Annotated in this window: 20 protein-coding genes; 7 read left to right on the top strand and 13 right to left on the bottom strand. The window is 70.7% G+C overall.

Translation table 11 applies throughout. The features are described 5' to 3' along the window. Positions 1-41 precede the first annotated feature (41 nt). Both O7629_RS29785 and O7629_RS29780 read left to right on the top strand, forming a co-directional pair. Entirely contained in the window at positions 42-758 is a 717-nt protein-coding gene (locus O7629_RS29785) for a futalosine hydrolase (protein ID WP_278173447.1), read from the top strand. A 1-nt stretch (position 759) separates the two neighbouring features. Beyond that, positions 760-1,638 carry a 1,4-dihydroxy-6-naphthoate synthase gene (locus O7629_RS29780; RefSeq protein WP_278174725.1) on the top strand — a complete coding sequence of 293 codons (879 nt, stop codon included), beginning with the start codon at positions 760-762 and terminating at the stop codon, positions 1,636-1,638. A 38-nt stretch (positions 1,639-1,676) separates the two neighbouring features. On the opposite strand, the gene O7629_RS29775 is transcribed toward O7629_RS29780, so the two are convergent. After that, positions 1,677-2,063, bottom strand: coding sequence for a cold shock domain-containing protein (locus O7629_RS29775; protein WP_123607376.1), 387 nt, complete (start codon positions 2,061-2,063; stop codon positions 1,677-1,679). A gap of 32 nt (positions 2,064-2,095) precedes the next feature. Next, positions 2,096-2,710: an HAD hydrolase-like protein gene (locus O7629_RS29770; RefSeq protein ID WP_278173444.1), complete on the bottom strand. Its 615-nt coding sequence runs from the start codon at positions 2,708-2,710 to the stop codon at positions 2,096-2,098. A gap of 172 nt (positions 2,711-2,882) precedes the next feature. Here O7629_RS29770 and O7629_RS29765 point away from each other — a divergent pair, with 172 nt between their 5' ends. Next, complete coding sequence (locus O7629_RS29765) at positions 2,883-5,468, top strand: helicase-associated domain-containing protein (RefSeq protein WP_278173443.1); 2,586 nt, start codon at positions 2,883-2,885, stop codon at positions 5,466-5,468. 82 nt (positions 5,469-5,550) lie between these two features. Here the strand turns inward: O7629_RS29765 and O7629_RS29760 are convergent, their stop codons facing one another. The 9 genes from O7629_RS29760 to O7629_RS29720 all read right to left on the bottom strand — a co-directional run bounded on the left by O7629_RS29760 (position 5,551) and on the right by O7629_RS29720 (position 17,763). Next, positions 5,551-5,811: a hypothetical protein gene (locus tag O7629_RS29760; RefSeq protein ID WP_278173442.1), complete on the bottom strand. Its 261-nt coding sequence runs from the start codon at positions 5,809-5,811 to the stop codon at positions 5,551-5,553. 181 nt (positions 5,812-5,992) lie between these two features. Further along, the gene (locus tag O7629_RS29755) at positions 5,993-7,723 is read right to left on the bottom strand and encodes a cellulose binding domain-containing protein (RefSeq protein WP_278173440.1); all 1,731 of its coding nucleotides are present in this window, start codon (positions 7,721-7,723) and stop codon (positions 5,993-5,995) included. Positions 7,724-7,871: 148 nt separating this feature from the next. Beyond that, positions 7,872-9,242 carry an endo-1,4-beta-xylanase gene (locus O7629_RS29750; RefSeq protein WP_278173439.1) on the bottom strand — a complete coding sequence of 457 codons (1,371 nt, stop codon included), beginning with the start codon at positions 9,240-9,242 and terminating at the stop codon, positions 7,872-7,874. 32 nt (positions 9,243-9,274) lie between these two features. Then, positions 9,275-11,299: a family 43 glycosylhydrolase gene (locus O7629_RS29745; RefSeq protein WP_278173438.1), complete on the bottom strand. Its 2,025-nt coding sequence runs from the start codon at positions 11,297-11,299 to the stop codon at positions 9,275-9,277. A gap of 643 nt (positions 11,300-11,942) precedes the next feature. Continuing rightward, positions 11,943-13,265, bottom strand: a complete 1,323-nt coding sequence (locus tag O7629_RS29740; RefSeq protein ID WP_278173436.1) for a hypothetical protein — start codon at positions 13,263-13,265, stop codon at positions 11,943-11,945. A 238-nt stretch (positions 13,266-13,503) separates the two neighbouring features. Next, the gene (locus O7629_RS29735; RefSeq protein ID WP_278173434.1) at positions 13,504-14,655 is read right to left on the bottom strand and encodes a serine hydrolase domain-containing protein; all 1,152 of its coding nucleotides are present in this window, start codon (positions 14,653-14,655) and stop codon (positions 13,504-13,506) included. A gap of 2 nt (positions 14,656-14,657) precedes the next feature. After that, the gene (locus O7629_RS29730; RefSeq protein ID WP_278173432.1) at positions 14,658-15,482 is read right to left on the bottom strand and encodes a carbohydrate ABC transporter permease; all 825 of its coding nucleotides are present in this window, start codon (positions 15,480-15,482) and stop codon (positions 14,658-14,660) included. Continuing rightward, the gene (locus O7629_RS29725) at positions 15,479-16,405 is read right to left on the bottom strand and encodes a sugar ABC transporter permease (RefSeq protein WP_278173431.1); all 927 of its coding nucleotides are present in this window, start codon (positions 16,403-16,405) and stop codon (positions 15,479-15,481) included. The genes O7629_RS29730 and O7629_RS29725 overlap by 4 nt, the downstream gene beginning before the upstream one ends. Beyond that, the gene (locus tag O7629_RS29720) at positions 16,402-17,763 is read right to left on the bottom strand and encodes an extracellular solute-binding protein (protein WP_278173429.1); all 1,362 of its coding nucleotides are present in this window, start codon (positions 17,761-17,763) and stop codon (positions 16,402-16,404) included. Before O7629_RS29720 ends, O7629_RS29725 begins: the two co-directional genes overlap by 4 nt. A 329-nt stretch (positions 17,764-18,092) precedes the next feature. Here O7629_RS29720 and O7629_RS29715 point away from each other — a divergent pair, with 329 nt between their 5' ends. The 3 genes from O7629_RS29715 to O7629_RS29705 all read left to right on the top strand — a co-directional run bounded on the left by O7629_RS29715 (position 18,093) and on the right by O7629_RS29705 (position 22,213). Further along, positions 18,093-19,121 (top strand): LacI family DNA-binding transcriptional regulator, encoded by a 1,029-nt coding sequence (locus O7629_RS29715; protein WP_278173428.1) that lies wholly within the window; start codon positions 18,093-18,095, stop codon positions 19,119-19,121. Positions 19,122-19,179: 58 nt separating this feature from the next. Next, positions 19,180-20,157 (top strand): glycoside hydrolase family 68 protein, encoded by a 978-nt coding sequence (locus O7629_RS29710; RefSeq protein ID WP_278173427.1) that lies wholly within the window; start codon positions 19,180-19,182, stop codon positions 20,155-20,157. Between the two features lie 385 nt (positions 20,158-20,542). Beyond that, complete coding sequence (locus O7629_RS29705) at positions 20,543-22,213, top strand: DNA repair helicase XPB (RefSeq protein ID WP_278173426.1); 1,671 nt, start codon at positions 20,543-20,545, stop codon at positions 22,211-22,213. Here the strand turns inward: O7629_RS29705 and ligD (O7629_RS29700) are convergent. Beyond that, positions 22,205-23,158, bottom strand: coding sequence for a non-homologous end-joining DNA ligase (gene ligD, locus O7629_RS29700; protein WP_278173425.1), 954 nt, complete (start codon positions 23,156-23,158; stop codon positions 22,205-22,207). The genes O7629_RS29705 and ligD (O7629_RS29700) overlap by 9 nt on opposite strands. Continuing rightward, on the bottom strand, positions 23,148-24,119 hold the full coding sequence (ligD, locus tag O7629_RS29695) for a non-homologous end-joining DNA ligase (RefSeq protein WP_278173424.1): 972 nt from the start codon (positions 24,117-24,119) through the stop codon (positions 23,148-23,150). The genes ligD (O7629_RS29700) and ligD (O7629_RS29695) overlap by 11 nt, the downstream gene beginning before the upstream one ends. A 147-nt stretch (positions 24,120-24,266) precedes the next feature. On the opposite strand from ligD (O7629_RS29695), the gene O7629_RS29690 reads away from it, so the two are divergent. After that, positions 24,267-25,373 carry a Ku protein gene (locus O7629_RS29690; RefSeq protein WP_278173423.1) on the top strand — a complete coding sequence of 369 codons (1,107 nt, stop codon included), beginning with the start codon at positions 24,267-24,269 and terminating at the stop codon, positions 25,371-25,373. Positions 25,374-25,377 lie beyond the last annotated feature (4 nt).

The following is a 25,377-nucleotide window of genomic DNA, read 5'->3' as shown; positions in this document are numbered from 1 at the left end:
ACCGGTAGGTCCAGGAAGGCGCGGTGGGTAGGGTGCGGCAGGTGCGGATTCTGATCGTGACCGCGGTCGAGGCCGAGGCGGTCGCCCTCCGGCGCGGAATCGCCCCGGGCAGCAGCACAGCCGGTAGCGGCACGGCAGCGGACGGCGGCACGACGGGCGACGCAGCCGACCGAGCGGTCGACGTCGCGGTGGTCGGGGTCGGTTCGGCGGCCGCCGCCGCCGGGACCAGCCGGCAGCTGGCACTCGCGGCGAGCAGCGGACGCCCGTACGACGCGGTGGTCAGCGCGGGGATCGGCGGCGGATTCCCCGACCGGATCGCCGTCGGGCAGACCGCCGTCGCCACCCGCAGCGTCGCGGCCGACCTCGGCGCCGAGTCGCCGGACGGGTTCCTGACGATCGACGAACTCGGCTTCGGCACCGCGGTCGCCCCCGCCGACGACGCGCTCACCGGCTGGCTGCGGGCGGCGCTACCGGACGCCGTACCCGGCGCGGTGCTGACGGTGAACACCGTGACCGGCACCGCGACGACCGCAGGGACGCTCACCGGCCGTTACCCCGACGCGGTGGCCGAGGCCATGGAGGGGTACGGGGTCGCCTGCGCCGCCGGGCTGGCCGGGCTGCCCTTCGCGGAGCTGCGTACCATCTCCAACCCGGTCGGCCCGCGCGACCGGGCCGGCTGGCGGATCCCGTCGGCGCTGGCCGCGCTGACCACGGCGGCCAGCGCGCTGACCAGCCGGAGTGCCGACTACCGTGGCTGACGTGACCCTGCGGCTGGCTTTCTCCCCCTGCCCCAACGACACGTTCGTCTTCCACGCCCTGGTGCACGGGCTGGTGCCGGACGCCCCGCCGGTCACCGTCCGGTACGCCGACGTGGACGTCACCAACTCCGCCGCCGAACGTGGCGAGTTCGACCTGGTCAAGGTCAGTTTCGCCGCGTTGCCCTGGCTGCTGCCGGACTACCACCTGCTGCCCTGCGGGGGTGCGTTGGGCCGGGGCTGCGGCCCGCTGCTGCTGACCGGCGGCGCAGCCGGCGGTACGGCCGGGGAGGGTCGCTGGTCAGCCGGCGACCTGACCGGGGCGACCGTGGCCGTACCCGGTGAGCGGACCACCGCGTACCTGCTGTTCCGGCTCTGGTCGGCAGGTCGGCCGCCGGCCCGGATCGAGGTCGTGCCGTTCCACGAGATCATGCCCGGCGTCGCCGCCGGCCGGTACGACGCCGGCCTGGTGATCCACGAGGCACGGTTCACCTACCAGCGGTACGGGCTCACCGCGCTGGTCGACCTCGGGGCGTGGTGGGAGTCGGACACCGGGCTGCCGATCCCGTTGGGCGCGATCCTGGCCCGACGGGGCGTCGTCGACCCGGCGCAGGCGACCGGCTGGGTACGCGAGTCGGTCCGACTGGCCTGGGCGGATCCAGGCGCCTCCCGGGACTACGTGCTGGCCCACGCCCAGGAGATGGAGCCGGACGTGGTGGACCGGCACATCGGGCTGTACGTCAACGAATTCACCGCCGACCTCGGTGCCGACGGATATGCGGCGGTCGCCGCGCTACTGGACCGGGCGGCGGCGCACGGGCTCACCCCACCGACGGCAGGGCTGCTCGCGCCACCGCCCGACGACCAGCTACGGCGGCGGTAGACAGCCGACCACTGCGGTCCGGGGACCGCGACCGCAGGTCAGACCTCCAGTTCGCGGGCGACCGCGTGCACCAGCTGGGCCACGGTCTGCGCCGTCTTGCGGTCCGGGAACCGGCCCCGCCGCAGGTCCGGCTGGACCTTGGCCTCCAGCACCTTGATCATGTCTTCGACCAGTCCGTGCAGCTCCTCCGGCGGTCGCCGACGCAGCTCGGCGACGGACGGCGGGGCCTCCAGCAGCTGTACGCCGAGCGCCTGCGCGCCGCGCCGGCTGTCCACCACCCCGAACTCCACCCGTTGCCCGGACTTGAGGTCGGTGACGCCAGCCGGCAACGCACCCTTGGGCAGGAACACGTCGCCACCCTCGTCACTGGTGACGAATCCGTACCCCTTTCCCGCGTCGTACCATTTCACTCGACCCGTCGGCACCACTGACCTCGACTTCACTCGCAGGATTGACCTCACCAGGCTAGCCGGAGCAGTGTGTCGGCCGCCGCCGGGAATCCGGTCAGGTCGTCGATCACCGCAGCCGCTCCGGTGGACCGCAGCTCAGCCGCCGAACAGGGGCCGGAGGCCACCCCGAGACCCGGTATCCCGGCGGTCCGCGCGGCCACCATGTCCGCCGTATGGTCACCCACATACAGCTGTACGGCGTACTCGCGCAGGGCGACCGCCTTGCCCTCGGCGAACAGGTCCCCGGCGACCTCGTCCGCCGGCAGCCTCAGGTGGTCCAGGTGCAGGCGAGCCAGCCGGCCGAGCTTCGAGGTGACCACCACCACCCGCCCACCCCGCTCCCGGACCAGTTCGAGCGCGGCGACCGCCCCGGGCATCGGCAGGGTCGGACCGACCGCGTAGCGGGGGTAGAGCGACCGGAACTGCTCGACCGCGGCATCGACCTGGTCGGCCGGAAACCACTGGCTGATCTCGTGGCGCAGCGGCGGGCCGAGCCGGGACACCGCGACCTCGGCGTCCACCTGCACCCCGGTGAGCTCGGTCAACGCCCGGTAGGTGGCGGCGACCCCCGGCCGCGAGTCGATCAATGTCATGTCCAGGTCGAATCCGACCACCGGCGACATGCGCGTGTCCTTCCTTCGTCACGCCCGCCACGACGGGTGGATCCGGCCGGCGCGGGTGGCCGGTCGGGTGGCGGCCGGAGGGTGAGCCTATGCGGGCGACTCCCGAGCCGGCGCATCTGCTCCGGACGGCCGAGGCCACCTGGGGCGTCCGGCGGGCTAGCGTGGAACAACCATGGCCAACACACTCGCCGACCACCTACGTTCCCGCTCCGACGCGGAGCTGGGTGACCTGCTGCGCCTGCGTCCGGATCTGGTGGTGCCGGCGCCGACCGACATCGCCACGCTGGCCGCCCGGGCCCAGTCGCGGGTCTCCGCTGCCCGCGCGCTCGACGACCTAGACGAGTTCACTCTGCGGATCCTTGACGCCGCGCGGCTGTGCCGGGAGCCGTCGGCCGGAGCCGGTTCGGCCGACACCGCCGACGCCACCGTCGGACTGGACGCGGTGCTGGCGATGGCCACCGCGCCGGGCAGCGGGGCGACTGCGGCCCAGGTCCGCGCGGCGGTGGACCGGCTGCTGGCCCGTTGCCTGCTGTACGGGTCGGCCGGGCGGTTCCGGGTGGCCGGCGGGGTGGACGAGGCGAGTTCGCCGTACCCGGCGGGGCTGGGCCGGCCCGCCGCCGACCTGGGCGACCGGGTGGCGCGACGGTGCGCCGATCCGGCCGCGTTGCGCCGGACGCTGCTCAGCGCCCCGCCATCGGCGCGGGCGGTGCTCGACCGGCTCGCCGCCGGTCCGCCGCTCGGCACGGTGACTACCGCCGCCGGCGGCCCGGCCGCCGGCGCCCAGGCCCGCGAGGCCTCGGCCGCTACCGCCCCGGCCGCCGCTGCCCCGGCCGCTACCGCCCCGGCCGCTGCTGCCCCGGCCGCCCTGGGTCCAGGCGACGGGGTGAGCCCGGTCCGCTGGCTGGTCGAGGCCGGCCTGCTGGCGGTGGTCACCGACGAGCCGGCGACGGCCGGCAGCCAGGCCGTGGAATTGCCCCGCGAGGTCGGGCTGTTGCTGCGCCGGGACACCGGGCCGCTCGGCGCGCTGCGCCCCGACCCGCCTGCCGCCGGTTCCGCCGAACGCGATCCGAAGGCGGTTGACTCGACCGGTGCCGGGCAGGCGATGGAGCTGGTCCGGCTGGCCGGCGCGCTGCTGGAGGCGTTGGCCGCCGAGCCGGCGCCGCTGCTGCGTACCGGCGGGATCGGGGTGCGGGAGCTGCGCCGGCTGGCCCGCGTCGGTGGGGTCAGCGAGTCGCTGGCCGGGCTGCTGATCGAGATCGGGTACGCCGCCGGGCTGCTCGGTGCCGCCGAACTGCCCACCTCGGCCAGCCGCACCGCCGTCGACCAGCAGATCCTGCCGACCGGCAACTACGACCAGTGGATCAACGAACCGGTGGCCCGGCGGTGGGAGCGGCTGGCCGGGGCGTGGCTGGCGATGACCCGGCGGGCCGGGTTGATCGGCCGCCGGGACGACCGGGACCGGCCGATCACCGCGTTGTCGACCGACGTGGAGCGGGCCGGCGCGCCGACGGTACGCCGTACCGTGCTCGGGGTGCTGGCCGCGCTGCCGCCGGGGGCCGCGCCGACCGCCGACGAAGTGCTCACGCTGCTCGCCTGGCAGGCGCCGCGGCGCAGCCGGGGCCGCGACGAGCTGCACCGCGAGGTCCTCGACGAGGCGGCTCAACTGGGCGTCACCGGGCTGGGCGTGTTGACCGGGTACGGCCGCTCGCTGCTCGCCGGCGAGGGCCGGGACGCTCGGGACATCGCGGCCGACGACGATCCGCTCGGCGTACGGGCCACCGAACGGGAGCACCGAGGTGCGGCGTCGACGGTGGAACGCGCGCTGGACGACCTGCTGCCGTCCCCGGTGGACCACGTTCTGGTGCAGGCCGACCTGACCGTGGTGGTGCCCGGTCCACCCGAGCCGGCCCTGGCTGCCGAGTTGGAGCTGGTCGCCGAGCCGGAGTCGACCGGGGCGGCCAGTGTGCACCGGGTCACGCCGGCGAGTGTGCGCCGGGCGTTGGACGCCGGCTACCAGGCGGCCGAGCTGCATGAGTTGTTCGCCCGGCGGTCCCGCACCCCGGTGCCGCAGGGCCTCACCTACCTGATCGACGACTCAGCGCGTACCCATGGTGGGTTGCGCGCCGGATCGGCCGGCGGCTATCTGCGCAGCGACGACGAGGCGTTGCTGGCCACGGTGCTGGCGGACCGCCGGCTGGCTGCCCTGTCGCTGCGTCGGCTGGCGCCGACGGTGCTGGTCAGCGTGGTGCCCGCTGGCCGGATGCTGGAGGCGCTGCGGCAGGCCGGCTACGCCCCGGTGCCGGAGGACGGCACCGGGGCCGCGCTGCGCACTGGCCGGCCCCGGGCCCGACGGGCACCGGTGCGGCATCCGGTGACGTTGCGGTCGGTCGATCCGCTGGCCGCGCCGAAGCTGACCGCCCCCCGGATCAGCGGTCTGGTCGAGCAGCTCCGCCGGGGTGAGGCGGCGGCCCGTGCGGTACGGCGCGCACCCGGTCCGGTCCGGGCGGCGACCGGGCAGGCGGTCGACGGGCTGGCGGCGGTGCAGGCGCACTCGCAGGCGCTGGCCGTGCTGCAGCAGGCGGTACGGGACAAGGCGCTGGTCTGGGTGGGCTACGTGGACGCGCACGGTGCCGCCGCGTCCCGGCTGGTCCGTCCGGTGTCGATCGGCGCGGGTTACCTGCGGGCCGAGGACGAGCGGACCGAGACGCTGCACACCTTCGCGTTGCAGCGGGTGACCGCCGCGGTGGTGCACGACTGACTGACCGCACTGCGGCCTGCCACGGCGGTCGGCCCGGACCGCGCGGCGGCCCCGGTCGGCCCGGTCGGTACGCCCGGGAGCGTCAGCCCGTGGGCCGGCCGTCGTGCCGGTGCCGGCGGGCCGCCTCGATCACCGACACCGTGAGCAGCAGCGCGAATCCGGTGCCGAGTGCCTCACCCACCGAGTCGACGAAGCCCTGACGCAGCACCAGCCAGCCGAACAGAAACCAGCCGACGAGCAGGGTCGACGCGAACGCGTACCAGAACAACGTGGCCCGCGATACCGACGCCGGGTAGCCCCGGTCGGCCGGCCCTGGTCGATCCGCACTGTCGTTGACCGCCATGACCGCCTCCCGGCCCGATCGCTGCCCTTCGCTGTCTCCAGACTGGCAGGTCGGGGCCGGATCGGACAGTAACCGGCACCGGCCGACGTGTCCGGTGCCGGCCGACGTGCCCGGCACCGGCCGGCACCGTCGGGGTCGGGGTGCCGGTGCGGGCGGGGACCCGCACCGGCGCCCGCTGCCCTCAGTGGGTGAGCACGACGGTGGAGATGCTGCGTGCGCCCACGTTGACGGTGACCTGCTGGCCGTTCACCGTCACCGACTGGCTGGCCGCGCTGGAGTACTGCGAGGTGAGGTAGTGCTCCGCCCGCGTGACGTTCTGCGGGGCCTGGACGACCGCACCGTTGACCGCGCTGTTCGACCGGTTGAGGATCACCAGGGTGGTCTTCCCGTCACCGGTGTAGGCGGTCACCTCCAGCGGCGACGCCTTGGAGCTCTTGGTCAGGGCGACCCGCTGGTAACCGGGACGGACGTACTTGGCGTACTGCGAAAACGCGTACCCGCGCTTGAGCGGCACTCCCGCCGTGGTGCCGAAGGCCGACTCGCCGTCGCCGATGAAGGAGTAGTACCGCTTGCCGTACCACCAGATGTAGGCGGTCCAGTTGGCCTCCATCGACCGGTGCACCGTACGCATGATGTCGTCTAGCGTTTCGTTCCAGACGGTCTGGTTGCTCGGGTTGCCCCAGATGTTCGAACCGCTTCCGTCCGCCTCGTGGAGGTTCCACTCGGTCATCCATACCGGCTTGCCGTGCTGGTTGGCCAGGTTGTACGGCCCCAGCCGGCCCGACGCCTCGGTGCCGTACAGGTGCCCGCCGATGTAGCCGATGTTGTTGCGGGCGGTCGCGTCGTTGAGGGTCGGATCGGTGTAGCTGTAGTTCAGGTTGACCGCTTCGGCGACCATCAGCTCGGTGTTCTGCACCCGCCACCCGTGGTCGCGGACGAAGTTGCGCAGTTCGGTACCGCTCCAGTCCATCGAGTCGTAGCTCGGGTGCCAGTCCGGCTCGTTCTGCACCGAGGTGACGTCGACCGTCACGCCCTGGTTGCGCATGTACTGGACGTAGCTGTTCAGATGGTTGGCGTAGTCGTCGTAGTAGTCGGTCCGCAGCTTGCCGCCGTTGATCCGGCTGTTGTTGGTCTTCCATGCCGCCGGCGCGGTCCACGGTGACGCAAGGATCTTCACGTCGGAGCCGTACGACTTCGCCGTACGCAGCGCGTTGACCTGGACCGGCCACTCACCGGACTCCGGGGAAATCCCGGTCCGGATGATCGAAAGGCCCAACTGGTTGGGCCCGAGCCCGACCATGGTCTGGGTTTCGGCGGTCGACCACGTGCCGCTGCCCCAGATCCAGGTGGCGGCGCCGAAGCCGTCGACCGTCTGGTAGCGGGTGGCGCTGTTCACCGTGATGTCGGCCGGCCCGGTCGGAGGCGGCGTGGTCGGAGGTGCGGTGGTCGGAGGCGCCGTCGTCGGAGGCGCGGTGGTCGGAGGCGCCGTCGTCGGCGCGGTACCGCCGGTGCAGGCCACTCCGTTCAACGCGAAGCTGGTGGGAGCGGGGTTGCTGCCGTTCCACGAGCCGTTGAAGCCGAACGAGGTCGTGCCGTTGGTCGGGATGGCACCGTTGTAACTGACGTTTCTGGCGGTCACCGTGGCACCACTCTGGGTCAGCGTCGTGTTCCACGCCTGGGTCACGGTCTGGCCTGAGCCGAACGACCAGGTGAGCGTCCAGCTGGTAAGTGGGTCACCGAGGTTGGTGATGGCGACGTTGGCGCCGAACCCACCCGGCCACTGCGACGACACCGCGTAATTCACCGAGCATCCGGCGGCTGCGGCGGCTGGCGCCGCAGCCGCCACCGCAGCCGAGGCGAACAGAACAGCACCGACCGACGCCAAGGCGGCGTTGGTTCTCCATCTCTTCATCTACTTCCCCTGATCTCATGGACGGTCGAACGCGTTGGAATCTCACGGCCGGTCAAAGGCATTGGGCCGGCCCGGAAGCCTGCCGGGAGGAAACTGGTGCGGCCGGGCCGGTGCGGAGAGGACGGCCTCCGCACCGGCCCAGAGCTGCTCAGCCGGCAGTGCAGCTGGGCGTCGGAATCGAACCGTTTCCGCTGGCCTGGAAACCGAACTCGGTGGACTGCCCGGCACCGACCTGGCCGTTGTAGCTGACGTTGGTGAAGTCGACGGCACCGGTGTTGCCGCTGCGGTCGGCGTTCCACGCGTTGGTGACGCTGGCTCCGGACGGCACGGTGAGCCGGACCCGCCAACCGTTGATCGACGACGATCCGGCGGTGACCCGGACGGTGGCCACGAACCCGCCGTTCCAGGAGTTCATTGAGACGGTGGCCGAGCATCCGCCGCCGGACGGTGGCGGAGTGGTTGCCGGCGGCGGGGTGGTCGTCGGCGGCGGCGCGGTGGTCGGCGGCGTGGGGTTGCCGCCGGCGTTGAGGGCGTTGAGTACGGCGTCGTAGGCGGGTTTCTTGTTGCCGTTGCCGTCGAACAGCAGTGGGTTGGCGCCGGTGCGCCAGGAGTCGGGGTCGAGGACGCCCCAGACGGTGATGCCGGTGCAGCGGGCGACGGCGAGGCAGGCGCGGGTGACCTGGCCGTACATGTTGGCCTGGTTTCCGCCCTGTTGGATGTCGAGTTCGGTGATCTGGACGTCGACGCCGAGGTCGGCGAAGCGTTGGATGTTCTGCTGGTAGGTGGGGTCGAGGCTGGTGCCGAGGTGGGACTGCAGGCCGACGCAGTCGATGGGGACGCCGCGGGATCTGAAGTCGCGGACCATGTTGTAGATGGCGGTGGACTTGGCGTTGATGCCGTCGGTGTTGTAGTCGTTGTAGCAGAGTTTGGCGTTGGGGTCGGCGGCGCGGGCGGTGCGGAAGGCGACTTCGATCCAGTCGTTGCCGGTGCGTTGGAGGTTGGAGTCGCGGCGGGCGCCGCTGCCGCCGTCGGCGAAGGCTTCGTTGACGACGTCCCAGGAGTGGATCTGGCCGCGCCAGTGGCCGGCGACGCGGTTGATGTGGTTGATCATGGCGTTGCGTAGGGCGGTGCCGGACATGTTCTGGGCCCAGGTGGGTTGTTGGGCGTGCCAGACGAGGGTGTGGCCGCGGACGGTCATGCCGCGGGCGCGGGCGTGGGCGATGAGTTGGTCGCCGGCGGTGAAGTTGAACTGGTTCTGGTTGGGTTCGGTGTGGTACCACTTCATTTCGTTCTCGGCCACGATGGAGTTGAACTCGCGGTTGAGGACGGTGGCGTGGGGTTGGCGGTTCAGCATGAACGAGTTCGTGGCGGCGCCGAAGTAGCGGCCGCTCTCGGCGGCGGCGGCACCCAACGTCGACGCCGCACTGGCTGAGGTGGCCACCGCCACCGCCATCCCGGTGGACAGTGCGATCGTCGCGGAGATCGCGACCATGGTGCGCACACTCCTGGGTCTTCTCATTCCCTTTCCTCTCCTAAAGTCGCGACTGGCGCTCATGGCGTCGTGAGCTCGAACCGTCGGACGGTGACGGCGCCGCCGAGTGCCTGCGTCGCATAATTGAATATCCCGAACCGGTAACCCATGAAGAACTGCCACTCATTGTTCAACGTGAACGCCGGCCCGAACGACGTGAAGTTCACCCCGTCCGTGCTGTACGAGAACCGCGCCTGCCGCCCCGCACCCGGCCGAATATCGGCATTCGCCCGCAACCAGACCCGACCACCCGACACCGGCGCACTCGCCACCTCAGTCCCGGTCCCCGTCGTGTTCCAGTTACTGTCCATCGTCAACCCGTTCGTCATCACCACCCGGGTCGAACCATTGTCCCGACGCACCCCGACCCACGCCGACGACTGCCGCAACATCACCAACCCCGACCGGTCACCATCCCGCATCGACGAATAATCCAACTCCACCGTCGCCGTCGACGTCGGCCCCTGAATCCGATGCGTCAACGTGTTCCGCGCACTGTAGAGGTCATTCGTCACCGTCGCGGTGGACAACCGCAACCCGTCGTTCACCGACCACCGCGAATTGTCCGGGTTGTGGTTCCACTCCCACTGCGGCCCCAACGCCGTCCCCGCGAACGTGTCCACCCCGGTCAACGGCTTCACCACCCGCGGCGGCGCCGGCAGATTCGGCACCGGGTAGTTCACCCCCCACCGACCGTTCACCGTCCGCAACTGCGGCCAACCGTCACCCGTCCAACTGATCGGCGCCAACGCCGGCATCCGCCCACCCGGATACGCGTCCACGAACGCCATGTAGTACCAGTCACCGTTCTGCGTCTGCACCAGACCACCCTGATGCGGCACCCCACCACCCGAGATCGGCCCCGGCAGATCCAACAACACCTGCCGCATCTCGTACGGCCCGAACGGCCCGTTCGTCGACCGCAACACATACTGACCGTTCGCCGGCCGCGTCAACCAGATGTAATAGCTACCGTTCCGCTTGTAGAACCGGGCACCCTCCAAGGTCCCCACACTCGACGGCGTCTGGAACACCTGCTGCGCCCGCACCTGCGACCGACCATCCGCCGACAACTGCGCCACACTGATCGTCCCGTTACCGTACGCCACATACGGCGTGTCATCATCGTCGAACAACAACCCCGCGTCGTAATAACACGGCAACGTCGCATGCTTCGTCCACGGCCCCTCCACCGACCGCGACGTGAACATGTGCGTCTGACTGAAATCGATACAACCCGCCCAGTAGTACGTCCCGTTACTCCGCCGGTAGTTCAACGTCGACGCCCAGATCCCCCGCACATACCCCCGCTGCGCCCCCGACAGGTCATACTTCGACCCGAACTCCAACCTCGGCACCGCATGCCCCGCGAACTCCCAGTTCACCAGATCGTACGACCGCAGAATCGGCGCACCCGGCGAATAATGCATCGTCGACGCCGTCATGTAGTACGTGTCATCGACCCGGATCACCTCCACATCCGCGAAGTCCTGCCACACCACCGGATTCGTGTAATCCCCCGACGGCGGCGGTGTCGTCGGCGGAGCCGTGGTGGGCGGGGCGGTGGTCGGCGGAGCCGTCGTGGGCGGGACGGTGGTGGGCGGAGCGGTGGTCGGGTCGGTCACGCCTCCGGTGCAGACCGTTCCGTTGAGGGTGAACGAGCCGGGCGTCGGGTTGCTGCTGTTGTTCCAGGAGCCGTTGAACCCGAACGAGGCGGTGCCGTTCGTCGCGATCGCACTGTTCCAGCTGACATTGCGCGCGGTCACCTGTGCCCCACTCTGGGTCAACGACGTGTTCCACGCCTGCGTGACCTGTTGTCCAGCGGTGTACGACCAGGTGAGGGTCCAGCCGTCGATCGGATCACCGAGATTGGTGACGGTGACGTTGGCGCCGAATCCGCCGGGCCACTGGGACGACACGGCGTAGTCCACTGAGCACCCGGCTGCTGCGGCAGCGGTTGCGGGCAGGACCACGGTCGCCGCCGAGGCGACCAGGCCACCGGCCGCCGCGAGCAGCGCTGCTCGTTTGACAGCTGTTTGTCGCACTGGAGTTCCTTTCCGGGATGGGCGCCGACGGCGCCGGGTACCCAGGCAGCAAGGTTCAGCGGAATCGCAAAGTTGGGATGGCGGCGTCGGCCACGGTGCGGGCTGGGCACCGTGGCCGACGCCAGCAGGCACCGGCACCGCCGGACAGCCGCGTCGCACGGCGTGGCCCGGGGACGCTTCACCGAGGTGGACTCGCCCGGCCCGCAACGCCCGGCGCCCGAGGCCCGGCTCGGAAGGCGGGAACGCTGCCGGCCACCACACCCGGCCGACTCCCGACAAGGCCGGTGGAAGCAGGTGGGACGTGCCCCGCGCCCCACAGCAGGAGCATAGGTGTTATCGCTAACACCTTCAATACATCGAGAGAACTAGATCTGTCTCGGGCGCATTGTAACGATGCAACTGGGAAAGCTGCTGTACCCTCACTGCCCATCGACCCGCCGAGCAGTTTCAGCCAGCCGCTGCTTGTTTACGATAACAACATTGACTCGAATCGTTTCGAGAGGTTGCCGGACCGCGGAGCCAGGGCTGGCGACCGGAGACACGCGTGAGCCCGTCGGAGGATCCGGCGATCCTCCGACGGGCTCACGGTCGGGCGGTAGTCAGGCTGACCCGGACCCGGTTGCTTGGATCCGGGTCCGTCGGCTCAGGAGGCGCTGTCGTTGCGCTGGCTGAGCAGCCACTTCAGCATGCTGCGGTCCTCGTACGTCGGACCGTAGGCGGCATGGTAGTCGGGCAGCGAGAACGCGTCGTTCTCGTACTCGGTGTAGCGCACCAGGTCGGCGATCTCCTGCTCGCTCTTGCCCTGCGCCGCGTGCGCCGCCTGCAGCGCGTCGCGGGAGTTGCGTCCCAGCGAGATGTTCAGCAGGTGGTCGTTGACGCCGTGGGTGACGTACACCGGCATCTCCGCCTCGGCCACCGCGGCGGCCTGCTCCTCGTTGATCTGGAACCCACCGGTGATCAGACCGGCGGCGAACAGATCCGGCCGCTGCTCGAACGCCGCCCAGGCCAGCTGTGATCCGTAGGAGACCGTGGTGGTGTAGATCCGGGTGGGGTCGACGCTGTACTCGTCGACGAACTGGTCGATCAGCTTGATCAGCAGCGCGGCCTCGGCCGCCGCACCGACCCGCTGGTTCTGCGGGGCGAGCACGATCACGTCCTCGTCGCTGCCGGTCCACTTACGCTCCAGCCAGGCCACCGCGGGAATGTCCGCCGCGATCTGTACCCCGGTGTTGTCCCCGTCGAAGCCCATCCCGTGGCCGGGCAGCACGACCATCAGCGGATACCGCTTGGCCGGGTCGTAGTTCTTCGGCAGGTGGTAGTGGTACGGCAGCACCATGCCGCCGCTCAGGTACGAGTCATAGGCGAACTCGTCGACCAGCAGGTTCACCGGCTCCTCGGTCATCGCCCGGACCCGGTGCGGGGTGCCCGGTGCGAGCACCGGCCCCAGACCGTTGCCGTTGCCCGGCTTGGCGTGGATCCGCTTGCGCTGGGTCAGCGTGGTCGGCAGATCCGGGTTGACCTTGACCGTGCACAGGAAGGTCGGGCACTTCGAGACGATCACGGTCCAGCCGCCCACGTCGGCCGGGTCGAGTTCGATGATCACGTAGCGTCCGGTGACCGACCGCTGGTCGAACCGGGTGTGCGCCCGGCTGTTGGTGTAGACGTTGGTGATGGTCCGGTCGGCCATCTTGGTCAGGTCCTCGATCGGGTTGAACCGGAAGTTGTACACGGTGTCCGACACGGTGTAGGTGCTCGGGTCGATCGAGTCGGGGTTGACGATCTCGCCGTACTCGACCGCCACCGCGGAGACCCGCTGGCCGTACGTGTAGACCTCGGTGATCGGGGTGATGCTCTGGATGCCGGTGGTGATGCCGCCGCCGTTGCCACCCTGAGCGTTCGCCGCCCCGGCGGTGCTCAGCACCGCGGCTACGGCGAGCAGGGCAACCGCCTTCTTGCGGAGGGTCATGCGTCCTTCCTTCCCGCGCGAGCGCGTGTGCCCAGCCAGGCCTGCGGGTGGGGGTCACAAGCGGGGGACCGGCAGTCAAGCTGGGCGAGTAGATCGACGCTAAACTGATTTAGCTGAGCATGCTCGCGATGATCAGGCCATGTCAAGACACGTGCCAGAAATCGGCTGGACATATAGTTGTTGCTGGTGGGACGGGGGATACCCGCTCCGAGCCCGACGGGAATGACCGGTCGGAGCCTCAGTCCAGGCAGTCCCGCAACGCGGCGGTCAGCCGGTTGGCCCGGTCGTCGTCCGCCGGCCCCATCTGGTTCAGCACGTACCCGAACCCGACCCGGTAGCGGTCGTCGGCGAAGCCCAGATGCCCGCCCGCCCCGTCGTGACCGAAGCTGCGGTCGCCGAGCATCGGGCGGATTCGGGGCGACCCGAGCAGGAAGCCGGTCCCCCAGCGCTGCCCGGCGTCCGGGCCGCCGTACCGCTGCCGGCCCTGCGAGCGCACCACCACCGCGTCGTCCACCGAGGCGGTGGTCAGCAGCGGGGGTCCGGCCACCGGCGCGACGCAGGCGGCGTACAGCCGGGCCAGGCCGGCGGCGGAGCTCACCCCGCCGGCTCCGGGAACCTCGGCCGCCTGGACGGCCGGGTCGTTGAAGCTGACCAGGCCGGCGGCGTCCGCCGGGAAGTCGAACGCGCCACCCATGGTCAGCGACCGCTCGCTGACCCGGTCCGGGTAGCTGACCGGGTTGTCCGGCGGGGCCAGCGTCCAGGCCACGCTGTCCCGCTCGGCGGCCGGCAGCCCGATCCAGGTCCGCAGGCCGAGCGGCCCGGCCAGGGTGTCGCGGAAGAACTCCCCCACCGGTACGCCGGTGACCCGCCGGATCACCTCGCCGACCAGCCAGCCGTAGGTCAACGCGTGGTACGTGTACGCCGTACCCGGCTGCCACAGTGGGGTCTGCTCCTCGATCGCGGCGATCACCGGATCCCAGGCCAGCACCTGCTCGCGGGTCAGGTCACGGTCCAGCGCCGGCAGGCCGGCCCGGTGGGTGAGCAGGTCGCGGACCACGATGTCGGCCTTGCCGTTGCGACCGAACCCGGGCCAGTAGCGGGTGACCGGGGCGGCCAGGTCCAGCCGGCCGGACTGCACCAGCAGGTAGGCGCAGACCGCCAGGATGCCCTTGGTGCAGGAGAACACCACCGCCGGGGTGTCCTGCTGCCAGACCCGTCCGGTACGCGGATCGGCGAGCCCGCCGTACAGGTCGACGACCGGGCGTCCGTCGACGTAGACGGCCAGGCCGGCGCCGACCTCGCCCCGGGTGGCGAAGTTGTCCCGGAACACGTCGGCGACCCGGCCGAAGCCGTCGGCGACGTCACCGTGGACGATCGGATCGTTGGACACGGTCACCCCTTCACCGACCCCTGCAGCAGGGCCTTGATGAACTGACGCTGGAAGATCAGGAAGACGATCAGCGTCGGGGTGAGGATCAGCAGCGACCCGGCGCACAGCAGCACCTGGTCGGTGCCCCACTGCCCCTGGAAGGCCCCGAGCGCGCCGGCCATGGTCCGCTTGGTGCCGTCGTCGACGAGCACGATGGCCAGCAGGAACTGGTTCCACGTCCAGAGGAACAGCAGGATGGTCAGCGAGGCGATCGCCGGCCGGGCCAGTGGCAGGTGGATCCGCCAGAACAGCTGCCAGGTGCTGCTGCCGTCGACCCGGGCGGCCTCGGACAACTCGGCCGGCACGTTGATGAAGTGGGTACGCATCCAGAACACGCCGAACGGCATGAAGAGTCCGATCAGCGGCAGGATGATCGCCCACCGGGTGTTCAGCAGCCCGAAGTCCTGGATCTGGTAGTACAGCGGGGTGATCACCGCCTCGAACGGCATGGTCAGGCCGAGCAGGAAGAAGACGAAGACGAACCGGGCGCCGGGGATCTTCAGGTGGCCGAGGCCGAAGCCGGCCATGGTGGCGATCACCACGGCGACCGGTACCACCCCGGCGACGATCAGGCCGCTGGACTTGAGCAGCGCGCCCATGTTGGCCACGGTGAAGGCGTCGGCGAAGTTGCCCCACTGCGGGTCGGACGGCCAGGTCAACCCGGTCGGCACCGTCCCGCGGGGTTGCAACGCCGCCGACAGCATGCTCACGAACGGCAGCAGGGTGACCAGGACCAGCAGGATCAGGAAGACCCGCCCGGTCACCTGCTCGCTGCGGCTGAGCCTCATCCCTTCTCCTCCCGGGTCAGACGCTGGATCGGCAGTACGCAGAGCAGCACCAGCGCCATCAGCACGATGGCCAACGCGGAGGCGAGGCCGACCTGCCGCTGGGCGAACGCCAGCCGGTAGATCTCCAGGCCCGGCACGGTGGTCTGGTAACCCGGTCCGCCACTGGTGGAGATGTAGACGATGTCGAAGCTGGCCAGCGCCGCGATGACGGTCACCGTCAGGCAGACGCCGATTTCGCGGCGCAGGCCGGGCAGGGTGACCGCGAAGAACTCCCGGACCGGGCCGGCGCCGTCCATCCGGGCCGCCTCGTACAGGCTCGGGTCGATCTTGCCGATCCCGGTGATCAGCAGGATGGTGCACAGGCCGAGGGAGACCCAGGCGCCGATCATGCCGACCGACGGCAGGGCGGTGTCGAAGTCGCCGAGCCACGGCCGGGCCAGCCCGCCCAGGCCGACGGCGCGCAGCGCCTGGTTGACCACGCCGGACGACGAGAGCAGCCAGCTCCACGCGATGCCGGCGGCGACCAGCGGGATGACCTGCGGGAGAAACAGAATCGTCCGTACGGCGGTGCCGAACAGCCCGGTGGCCATCCGCCGGACCAGGCTGGCCACCAGCAACCCGACCCCGACCGGGATGAAACTGAAGAAGATGATCAGCACGAACGCGTTCCCGATGATCTTCAGCAGGTCGGAGTCGGTGAACACGGTGAGGTAGTTGTCCAGCCCGGCCCACCGCGCGACGCCGATGCCGTTCCAGTCGTAGAGCGAGTACTGGAAGGTGAGCGTCAACGGGCGGACCACGAAGACCACGTACATCACCAGGGCCGGCACCACCCACAACCAGCCGGACCAGCGGCCCGAACGGGCCCACCGGTTCCGGTGGGCCCGCGCGGGTGACGTGCTGCCGGTAGCGGGCAGCGTCATCGAGACAGTTCCTCTTCGTACTGGGCCTGGACCGCCTGCACGTACCCTTCCGGGGTCTGCTCGCCGACGATCAGCTTCTGCAGCTCCGGGGTGATCGCCGAGGCGAAGATCGAGCCGGTCGCGTTGGCGGTGAAGTCCACCGCGCCGTTCTCCTCGGCCAGCTGCCCGCTGGCGGCGAGGGTCTGGGCGAGTACGGTGCCCTCGGCGGCGGTCGGCACTTCGAGGTCGGCCGGGCCGCCCGGGCTGGAGCCACCGACCTGCACCGAGATCTCCCGGGCCTTCTCGTTGGTGTGCACCCAGTTCAGGAAGAAGGCGGCGGCGTCGGGGTTCTTCGCCTTGGCGCCGACCCCGAAGGTGTTCGGGGCGGACATCGCCACGTGCGAGGCGTCCGCGGTCTCCCCCGGGAACAGGAAGAAGCCGACCTCGCCCGGCATGTTGCTGTCCAGGTTGCCCGACTCCCAGTCACCGTTGAACATGAACAGGCCGTTGCCCTCCTGGAACTGGCCCATCATCGCGGTGTAGTCGATGGCGTTGGCGTCCGCCGGGAAGTAGCCGGCCTGGGCCCACTTCTCGATGGTCTGGGTGGCCTTGAGCGCGGCCGGCGTGTCGAAGGTGGCGCCTTCCTTCTGGAAGATCCAGTCGGCGATCTCCTGCGGGTCGCCGTACTGGTTCTGCAGCGCCTGGTGCGGGAAGTTGATCCCGGCGGTGTCCTGGTTGAACTGCATGATCGGCTGGATGCCAGCGTCCTTGGCCGCGGCGAGCAGCTCCTCGAACTCGGCGATGGTCGCCGGCGGCTCGGTCATCCCGACCTGCTCGGCGAGTTCCTTGTTGTAGAACACGCCGGTGACGCTGTAGCCGAGGCCCATGCCGTAGAGCGAGCCGCTGCCCCGGGTGCCGTCGTCGGTGATCCGCAGCTGCTCCAGCTGCGAGGCGGGGAAGCTGTCCCAGCCGTACGCGTCGAAGTAGGGGTCGAGGTTCTTCAGCAGGCCGTCGGAGACCAGGTCGATCATGGTGGGCAGCCGGATGATGTCCGGCGCGTTGTCGCCGGCCAGCACCCGGGGTGCGTTCTCGACGATGACGGTGAACTGGTCCTCACGCACGTTGAACGTGACGTTCGGGTACTGGTTGCTGAACTCGTCGGCGAGCGCCTTGGCCAGCGGGAAGCCGGTCTCGGCGTACATCTCCAGGGTGATCGGGTCGCTGCCCAGTTCGGTGCTGACCTCGGTGTCACCGTCGTCCTCGGTGACCGGGTCGGCACCCGGGGCCGAGCAGGCGGTGATGGCAAGGGTGGCCGCCATCAGCGGCGCCAGCACCAGCGCCGGGCGACCGGCGTGGAGCTTCCGCGCATATCTACGCATCTCGGGACTCCTTGAGTTGTCGCCGCCCCGCCGATCCCACGCGGCGTAGCGGTTCGTGATGTTTCGCCTGCGACGGCTCCGGTGCACCGTCGTCTGGGGTTCCGCCATGAGTGGCCTGGCGGATCGTCTAGCTAAACTGATTTAGCAGAGCATGCTGCGAAAAGCTCGTTGCTGTCAAGGACCAGTTGGCAACGGTCCGGAAACGGCTCGTTCACAGGTGGCGGGTCACCCGCCTGCCCCGGACCAGGGGCGGCATCGGATGATGGAGCATGGGCATGACCGGCGGAGGCAGTGCTGTGGACAGTGAACCCCCATCAAGAGGATCAACAGTGCGGAACAGGGCCACCTTGGCCGATGTCGCCCGCCGGGCCGGCCTGTCCAAGACCGCCGCGTCGATGGTGCTGAACGGGCGGGAGGGAACGCGCCTCTCCGTCGAGGCGCACCAGCGGGTCTTCGCCGCCGCCGAAGAACTAGGCTACCGCCCGAACGTCGCCGCACGAAGTCTGCGGACCAGGAAAACCGCCACGATTGCCTTCGTGTCCGACATCGTGGCAACTACCCGTTTTGCCGGTGGGCTGATCCGGGGCGCACTGGACGCCGCCCGGGAGCGCGACCACGTACTGCTGATCACCGAGACGCAGGGCGACGCCGAGTTCGAGCGGTACGCGATCGAAGCCATGCTGGACCGGCAGGTCGACGGGGTGATCTACGCCGCGATGGCCACCCGCCGGCTGACCGTGCCGCCGGCCATCCTGGGCGGCCCGGTGGTGCTGCTCAACGCCACCAGCCCGGACAACCTGCCCTGCGTGCTGCCGGACGACGAACTGGCCGGTCGGGCGGTCACCGAGGCCCTGCTCAAGCAGGGCCACCGGCAACGGATCGCGCTGATCGGGCGCAACCGCCTCAAGGAACGCGACCCGGAGGTGTCGCTGGCCGCCGAGGCCAGGCTGCTCGGCATCCGGCACGCCCTGTCGGCTGCCGACGCCACGCTGTACGCCGAGCCGTTCTGCCGGGAGTGGCTGCCCGAGCACGGCTACACCGCGATGCGCACCCTGCTCGCCCGATCCGTCCCACCCACCGCGGTGATCTGCATGAACGACCGCCTCGCCTTCGGCGCGTACCAGGCGATCGCCGACGCCGGGCTGACCGTGCCCACCGACATCTCGGTCGTCTCGTTCGACGACGACCCGATCGCCACCTGGCTGCGGCCCGGTCTGTTCACCGCGGCGCTGCCGCACGAGCGGATGGGCCAGCGGGCGGTGGAGATCCTGCTCGACGGCGAGTCCACCGAGCGGTGCATGGTGCCGATGCCGCTGCACCGCCGGAAGTCGATCGCCGCGCCAGCGGACAGCACCTGAGCCGCGACGCCAACTGGCCTCTGGAGGCCGTCCCAGCACAGCGGGTAACGACACGAACTTGGCGCTAAACCGATTCACTGCTAGGTTTCCCGGCATGCTTCGGCTACCGGATCACTGGGTGTGGGACAGCTGGTACGCACGGGACGACAGCGGCCGCTGGCACGTGTTCTTCCTGCGTGCCTCCCGGGCGTTGGGCGACCCGCACCGGCGGCACCACCGCGCCAGCATCGGCCACGCGGTCTCCACCGACCTGCGCAACTGGCGGCTGGTCGCCGACGCGCTGGTCCCGGCGGACGCACCCGCCTGGGACGACCTCGCCACCTGGACCGGCAGCACCGTCCGGGGTCCGGACGGCCGCTGGTACCTCTTCTACACGGGAGTCAGCCGGGCCGAGCAAGGACTGGTGCAGCGGATCGGTCTGGCCGTCTCCGACGACCTGATGACCTGGCACCGGCACGGCACCGAACCGCTGGTCGAGGCCGACCCGACCTGGTACGAGCTACTCGACCGGGACGCCTGGTACGAACAGGCGTGGCGCGACCCGTGGGTCTTCCCGGACCCGGCCGGCGCCGGTTGGCACATGCTGATCACCGCCCGGTCCGCCACCGGCCCGGCCGACACCCGGGGCGTGATCGGGCACGCCACCTCGGACGACCTGACCACCTGGCGGGTCCGGCCGCCGCTGTCCGTACCCGCAGGCTTCGGGCACCTGGAGGTCCCGCAGGTGGTGGTGATCGACGGACAGCCGTTGTTGCTGTTCTGCACCAACAACGCCGTCTCGCCGGCCCGGGGCGCGACCACCGACCAGATCTGGGTGGTGCCCGGCACCGCCACCACCGGCCCGTGGGACGTCGCCGCCGCCCAGCCGTTCACCCACCCCGGCCTGTACGCACCGCGCCTCGTACCCGACACCGACCAGGGCGGCTGGCAGCTGATCGGCTTCCTGGACCACCTGGACGGCCGGTTCGTCGGCGAGATCATCGACCCGGTCCCGGTGCGGTACACCCCCGGCGTCGGGCTCACCCCCGCTCGCTGAGGTGGCGGCCGCCGGCTGCTCGCTGGAGAGTCGCCAGCAGCCGGCGGCCACCACCTGGCCGTCGCACGGGTGTGGACCGCCCGCCCCCGTTACTCCGCCCGCGTCGCCGCTCCCCGGGCTGCCTCTCCGGCCCGGACGGGTCACGGTGCGGATCGAACGCGTCCGTCGGCACCGGCCAGTGTGACGCTGCCCTGGCGTACCTCCAGGTCATGTCCTGACCAGGACAGCCGTCGTGAGGTAAGACGCCGCAGCGGCCGCTGAGGTTGCGATATTCACCAGGTACGCAACGATCGTCACTCCGACAGTGGCGTCGGTCACCGGAACCGCCCAGTGTCGGGCGGTCGCGTGCGAGACTGGTGGGTCGGCCAGAAGGGGGATACCGACAGTGAACAACGGACCGCTGATCGTCCAGTCGGACAAGACCTTGCTGCTGGAGATCGACCACCCGGACGCCACCGCGTGCCGGATGGCGATCGCCCCGTTCGCCGAGCTGGAGCGCTCACCCGAGCACGTGCACACGTACCGGCTCACCCCGCTCGGCCTGTGGAACGCCCGCGCCGCCGGGCACGACGCCGAGAGCGTCGTCGACGCGCTGCTGAAGTTCTCCCGCTACCCGGTGCCGCACGCGCTGCTGGTCGACGTCGCCGACACCATGGACCGGTACGGCCGGCTGCAGCTGGCCAACGACCCCGCGTACGGGCTGGTGCTGCGGACCACCGACCGGGCCGTGCTGACCGAGGTGACCAAGAGCAAGAAGCTCGCCGGCATGTTCGGCGACAAGATCGACGACGACACGGTGGCGGTGCACCCGTCCGAACGGGGCCGGCTCAAGCAGGGCCTGCTCAAGCTGGGCTGGCCGGCCGAGGACCTGGCCGGCTACGTCGACGGCGAGGCGCACCCGATCGAGCTGGACACCGCCGGCGGCGACGGGCAGCCCGGCTGGTCGCTGCGGTCCTACCAGCAGGAGGCGGTCGAGCAGTTCTGGGCCGGCGGCTCCGGAGTGGTGGTGCTGCCCTGCGGCGCCGGCAAGACGCTGGTCGGCGCGGCGGCGATGGCCGAGGCCAAGGCGACCACCCTGATCCTCGTCACCAACACGGTCGCCGGCCGGCAGTGGAAGCGGGAGCTGGTCGCCCGCACCTCGCTCACCGCCGACGAGATCGGCGAGTACTCCGGCGAGCGCAAGGAGATCCGCCCGGTCACCATCGCCACGTACCAGGTGCTGACCTCGCGCCGCAAGGGCGCCTTCACCCACCTCGACCTGTTCAACGCCCGCGACTGGGGCCTGGTGATCTACGACGAGGTGCATCTGCTGCCGGCGCCGATCTTCCGGTTCACCGCCGACCTGCAGGCCCGCCGCCGACTCGGGCTGACCGCCACCCTGGTCCGCGAGGACGGCCGGGAAGGCGACGTCTTCTCGCTGATCGGGCCGAAACGCTACGACGCGCCGTGGAAGGACATCGAGGCGCAGGGCTGGATCGCCCCGGCCGAATGCGTCGAGGTCCGGGTCACCCTGACCGACGCGGAACGGATGGGGTACGCGGTCACCGAGACCGAGGAGCGGTACCGGGCGGCGGCCACCGCGCGTACCAAACTGCCGGTGGTCAAGGCGCTGGTCGACCGGCACCGCGGCGAGCAGGTGCTGGTCATCGGGGCGTACATCGACCAGCTGCACCAGCTCGGTGAATTCCTGGACGCGCCGATCGTGCAGGGCTCCACCACCAACAAGGAGCGGGAACGGCTGTTCGACGCGTTCCGCAACGGTGAGATCCCCACGCTGATCATCTCCAAGGTCGGGAACTTCTCCATCGACCTACCGGAGGCGGCGGTGGCGATCCAGGTCTCCGGCACGTTCGGCTCCCGGCAGGAGGAGGCGCAGCGGCTCGGCCGGGTGCTGCGGCCCAAGGCCGACGGCCGGCAGGCGCACTTCTACACCGTGGTCTCCCGGGACACCATCGACACCGAGTACGCCGCGCACCGGCAGCGGTTCCTCGCCGAGCAGGGGTACGCGTACACGATCGTCGACGCCGACGACGTCCTCGGCCCCGCCCTACCCTGACCCTTGTCGGCGGTCCGGGACCGGCGGCCCGACGGTCAGCAGGTCGGCGAGCAGGTCGCCGTACTCGTCCAGGCGGTCCAGCACCTCGGCGGCGGTGAACTGGCGGACGACGCCCGGCTCGCCGGCCGCCGCGGCCTCCACCTCCGGCCAGGTCAGCGGCGCGGAGGCGGCCGGCACCGGGCCGGCCCGCAGCGAGTACGGCGCCACCGTCGTCTTCGCCGCGTTGTTCTGACTCCAGTCGATGAAGACCCGGCCGGGGCGCAGCCGCTTGGCCATCTTCGACGTGATGGTCTTCGGTGAGCGGCGTTCCAGCTCCTCGGCGACTCGCTTCACGTAGCCGGAGACGACGTCGGCCGGCTGCCCGGCCGACACCGGCGCGCCGAGCTGCATGCCCTTGCGGCCGGAGGTCTTCGGGAAGCAGGCGATGCCGTCGTCGGCGAACCGGTCGCGGATCAGCACCGCGACCGCGCAGCACTCCTCGATCCCGGCCGGTGCCCCCGGGTCGAGGTCGACGACCAGCAGGTCGGGGTCGGCGCCGACCCGCCACTGCGGGGTGTGCAGCTCCAGCGCGGCCAGGTTGGCCAGCCAGACCAGGGTGGGCAGGTCGTCGGCGATCACGAAGTCGAGCTCGTCGCGGCCCCGTGACGACCCGGGCGTGGGCAGCCGTTCGGTACGCACCCAGTCCGGGGTGCTCGCCGGGGCGTTCTTCTCGAAGAAGAACTGGCCGTCGACGCCATTCGGGTAGCGGATCCGGGTGAGCGCCCGGTCGGCGAGGTGCGGCAGCAGCGCACCGGAGACCCGGGTGTAGTAGTCGATCACCTCGCCCTTGGTGAACCCGGCCGCCGGGTACAGCACCTTGTCCAGGTTGGACAACTCCAGCGACCGGCCGGCGACGTCCACCCGGATCCGGCGCTTGCCCGCGCCGAGACCGCGGTCAGCCCGCATCGGCATCCTCCTCGGTGACGTCGGTGGCCGGCACGTCCGGGCGGATCCGCAGGAACCGGGGGAACCGCAGCCGCCCGTCCGGGGTCTGCTGGCCGTACCGTACTTCGATCACCACCTCTGGGCGTACCCAGTTCGCGCCGCGGGCGTCCTCCCGGGGCAGCGGCGTGTCGAACGGCGTCGACTCGGCACGCAGCGGCTCCAACGCGGCCAGCAGGGACCGCTCGGCCGCCGACCCGATCCCGCCGCCGACCCGGCCGGTGAACCGCAGCGCGCCGGTCGCCGCGCCGGTCGCGTCCCGCACCGGTACGCCGACCAGCAGGCCGCCGAGCCGACGCACCCCGGGACGCCAGCCACCGACGACGAAGTCCCGGGTCAGCTCGATCTTGACCTTGACCCAGTCGGGGCTGCGGGCACCCGGCCGGTAGATCGCGTCGCGGCGCTTGGCAACCACGCCCTCCAGCCCGTGTTCGGCGGCGGCGGCCCGGGTGGCCGGCCCGTCGGTGAAGCTGGGCGGCACCGCCCACGCCGGCCCGGCCAGCCCGAGGGCTTCCAGCGCGTGCCGCCGGTCCCGGTACGGCCAGCCGGTCAGGTCCGCGCCGCGCAGCCGCAGCAGGTCGAAGATCATGTACGTGGCCGGCGCACCGGCGGCCAGCCGGGCCGCCCTTGCCGGATCCCGCACGTGCATCCGCTCGGCGAGCAGGGTGAACGACGGTCGGCCGGCGGCGTCGAGCAGCACCATCTCCCCGTCGAGCAGGGCGTCGTCCAGGGCGCGGGGCAGCCCGGACAGCTCCGGGTAGGCGATGGTGATCTCGGCACCGGACCGGGCGTACAGCCGCTGCCCACCACCGGAGATATCCGCCAGAGCGCGCACGCCGTCCCATTTGAACTCGTACCACCAGCCGGGGCCTGTGGGCAGCTCCCCGGTCGTCGCGAGCATCGGCCGCAGCGGTCCACCCGGCATCCTGCCACTGTAAAACCAGCAACGAAGTGGTCGCGCTGAGTTCTGTCGGATGCGATCCTGGATCAACACCGGGCCGACCTGGCGATCTTGACCTTGGGGAAGGGCGGGACAGGTCGGCGGCCGCCGGTGGTGGCGAAGGGATCAGCCATGCGCGCGATCTGGAAAGGCGCGGTGTCGTTCGGCCTCGTGTCGATCGGGGTACGCCTGTACTCCGCCACCGAGGAGAAGGACATCCGGTTCCACCAGGTGCACCGGGAGGACGGCGGTCGCATCCGGTACAAGCGGGTCTGCTCGGTCGACGGCGAGGAGGTCAGCTACGACGACATCGCCAAGGGCTACGACCTCGGCGGCGGCGAGATGGTGATCCTCACCGACGAGGACTTCGCCGACCTGCCGTTGAGCACCTCCCGGGCGATCGACGTGCTGGAGTTCGTGCCGGCCGACCAGGTCGACCCGATGCTCTACAACAAGGCCTACTACCTGGAGCCGGAAGGCACCGCGACGAAGCCGTACGTGCTGCTGCGCGACGCCCTGGCCGACTCGGACCGGGTGGCGATCGTCAAGGTCGCGATCCGGCAACGTGAACAGCTCGCCACCCTGCGGGTACGTGACAACGTGCTGGTGCTCAACACGATGCTCTGGCCGGACGAGATCCGGCAGGCGTCGTTCGGTTTCCTCGACGACGACATCCAGGTCCGCCCGCCCGAGCTGGCGATGGCCGCCTCGCTGATCGACTCGATGGCCGGCGAGTTCGCCCCGGACGAGTACACCGACGACTACCGGGCGGCGCTGCAGGAGGTCATCGACGCCAAGGTGGAGGGCCGGGAGATCGTCGCCCCGGAGGAGGAAGAGGAGGCACCGGCCGCCGCGGTCGACCTGATGGCCGCGCTGCGCGCCTCGGTCGAGCGGGCCCGGGTGGCGCGCGGAGAGGCCCCCGGCGAGGCTGCTGGCGAGGACCGGGAGCCGGCCGAGCCGACCCCGATCACCTCGGCCAAGTCGGCCAAGGCCGCCGCCGCTCCGGCGGCGAAGAAGGCGGCCCCGGCCAGGAAGACGGCCCCGGCGAAGAAGGCAGCGGCCGCCGACCAGAAGAAGACCACCGCCAAGAAGGCGCAACCGGAGAAGGCCCAGGCCCGCAAGGCCGCCGCGAAAACCGCCGGCCAGAAGACCGGCGGTACGCGACAGACCAGCGGCACGCAGAAGTCCGGTGCCCGCAAGACCGCTGCGAAGAAGACCACTGACCGCAAGTCCGCTTGAACCA

Source organism: Solwaraspora sp. WMMD792 (assembly GCF_029626105.1).
Lineage (GTDB): Bacteria > Actinomycetota > Actinomycetes > Mycobacteriales > Micromonosporaceae > Micromonospora_E.
Note: the sequence above shows the minus strand (reverse complement) of the source record. Positions and strands in the feature narration are given on the sequence as shown.

Bases quoted from the DNA above. Each gene is read 5' to 3' on its own strand.
- O7629_RS29730 (WP_278173432.1), bottom strand. From the start codon at position 15,482: ATGAGGCTCAGCCGCAGCGAGCAGGTGACCGGGCGGGTCTTCCTGATC.
- O7629_RS29770 (WP_278173444.1), bottom strand. From the start codon at position 2,710: ATGTCGCCGGTGGTCGGATTCGACCTGGACATGACATTGATCGACTCG.
- O7629_RS29725 (WP_278173431.1), bottom strand. From the start codon at position 16,405: ATGACGCTGCCCGCTACCGGCAGCACGTCACCCGCGCGGGCCCACCGG.
- ligD (WP_278173424.1), bottom strand. From the start codon at position 24,119: ATGCCGGGTGGACCGCTGCGGCCGATGCTCGCGACGACCGGGGAGCTG.
- O7629_RS29760 (WP_278173442.1), bottom strand. From the start codon at position 5,811: ATGGCGGTCAACGACAGTGCGGATCGACCAGGGCCGGCCGACCGGGGC.
- O7629_RS29740 (WP_278173436.1), bottom strand. From the start codon at position 13,265: ATGACCCTCCGCAAGAAGGCGGTTGCCCTGCTCGCCGTAGCCGCGGTG.
- O7629_RS29690 (WP_278173423.1), top strand. From the start codon at position 24,267: ATGCGCGCGATCTGGAAAGGCGCGGTGTCGTTCGGCCTCGTGTCGATC.
- O7629_RS29765 (WP_278173443.1), top strand. From the start codon at position 2,883: ATGGCCAACACACTCGCCGACCACCTACGTTCCCGCTCCGACGCGGAG.
- O7629_RS29755 (WP_278173440.1), bottom strand. From the start codon at position 7,723: ATGAAGAGATGGAGAACCAACGCCGCCTTGGCGTCGGTCGGTGCTGTT.
- O7629_RS29720 (WP_278173429.1), bottom strand. From the start codon at position 17,763: ATGCGTAGATATGCGCGGAAGCTCCACGCCGGTCGCCCGGCGCTGGTG.
- O7629_RS29750 (WP_278173439.1), bottom strand. From the start codon at position 9,242: ATGAGAAGACCCAGGAGTGTGCGCACCATGGTCGCGATCTCCGCGACG.
- ligD (WP_278173425.1), bottom strand. From the start codon at position 23,158: ATGCGGGCTGACCGCGGTCTCGGCGCGGGCAAGCGCCGGATCCGGGTG.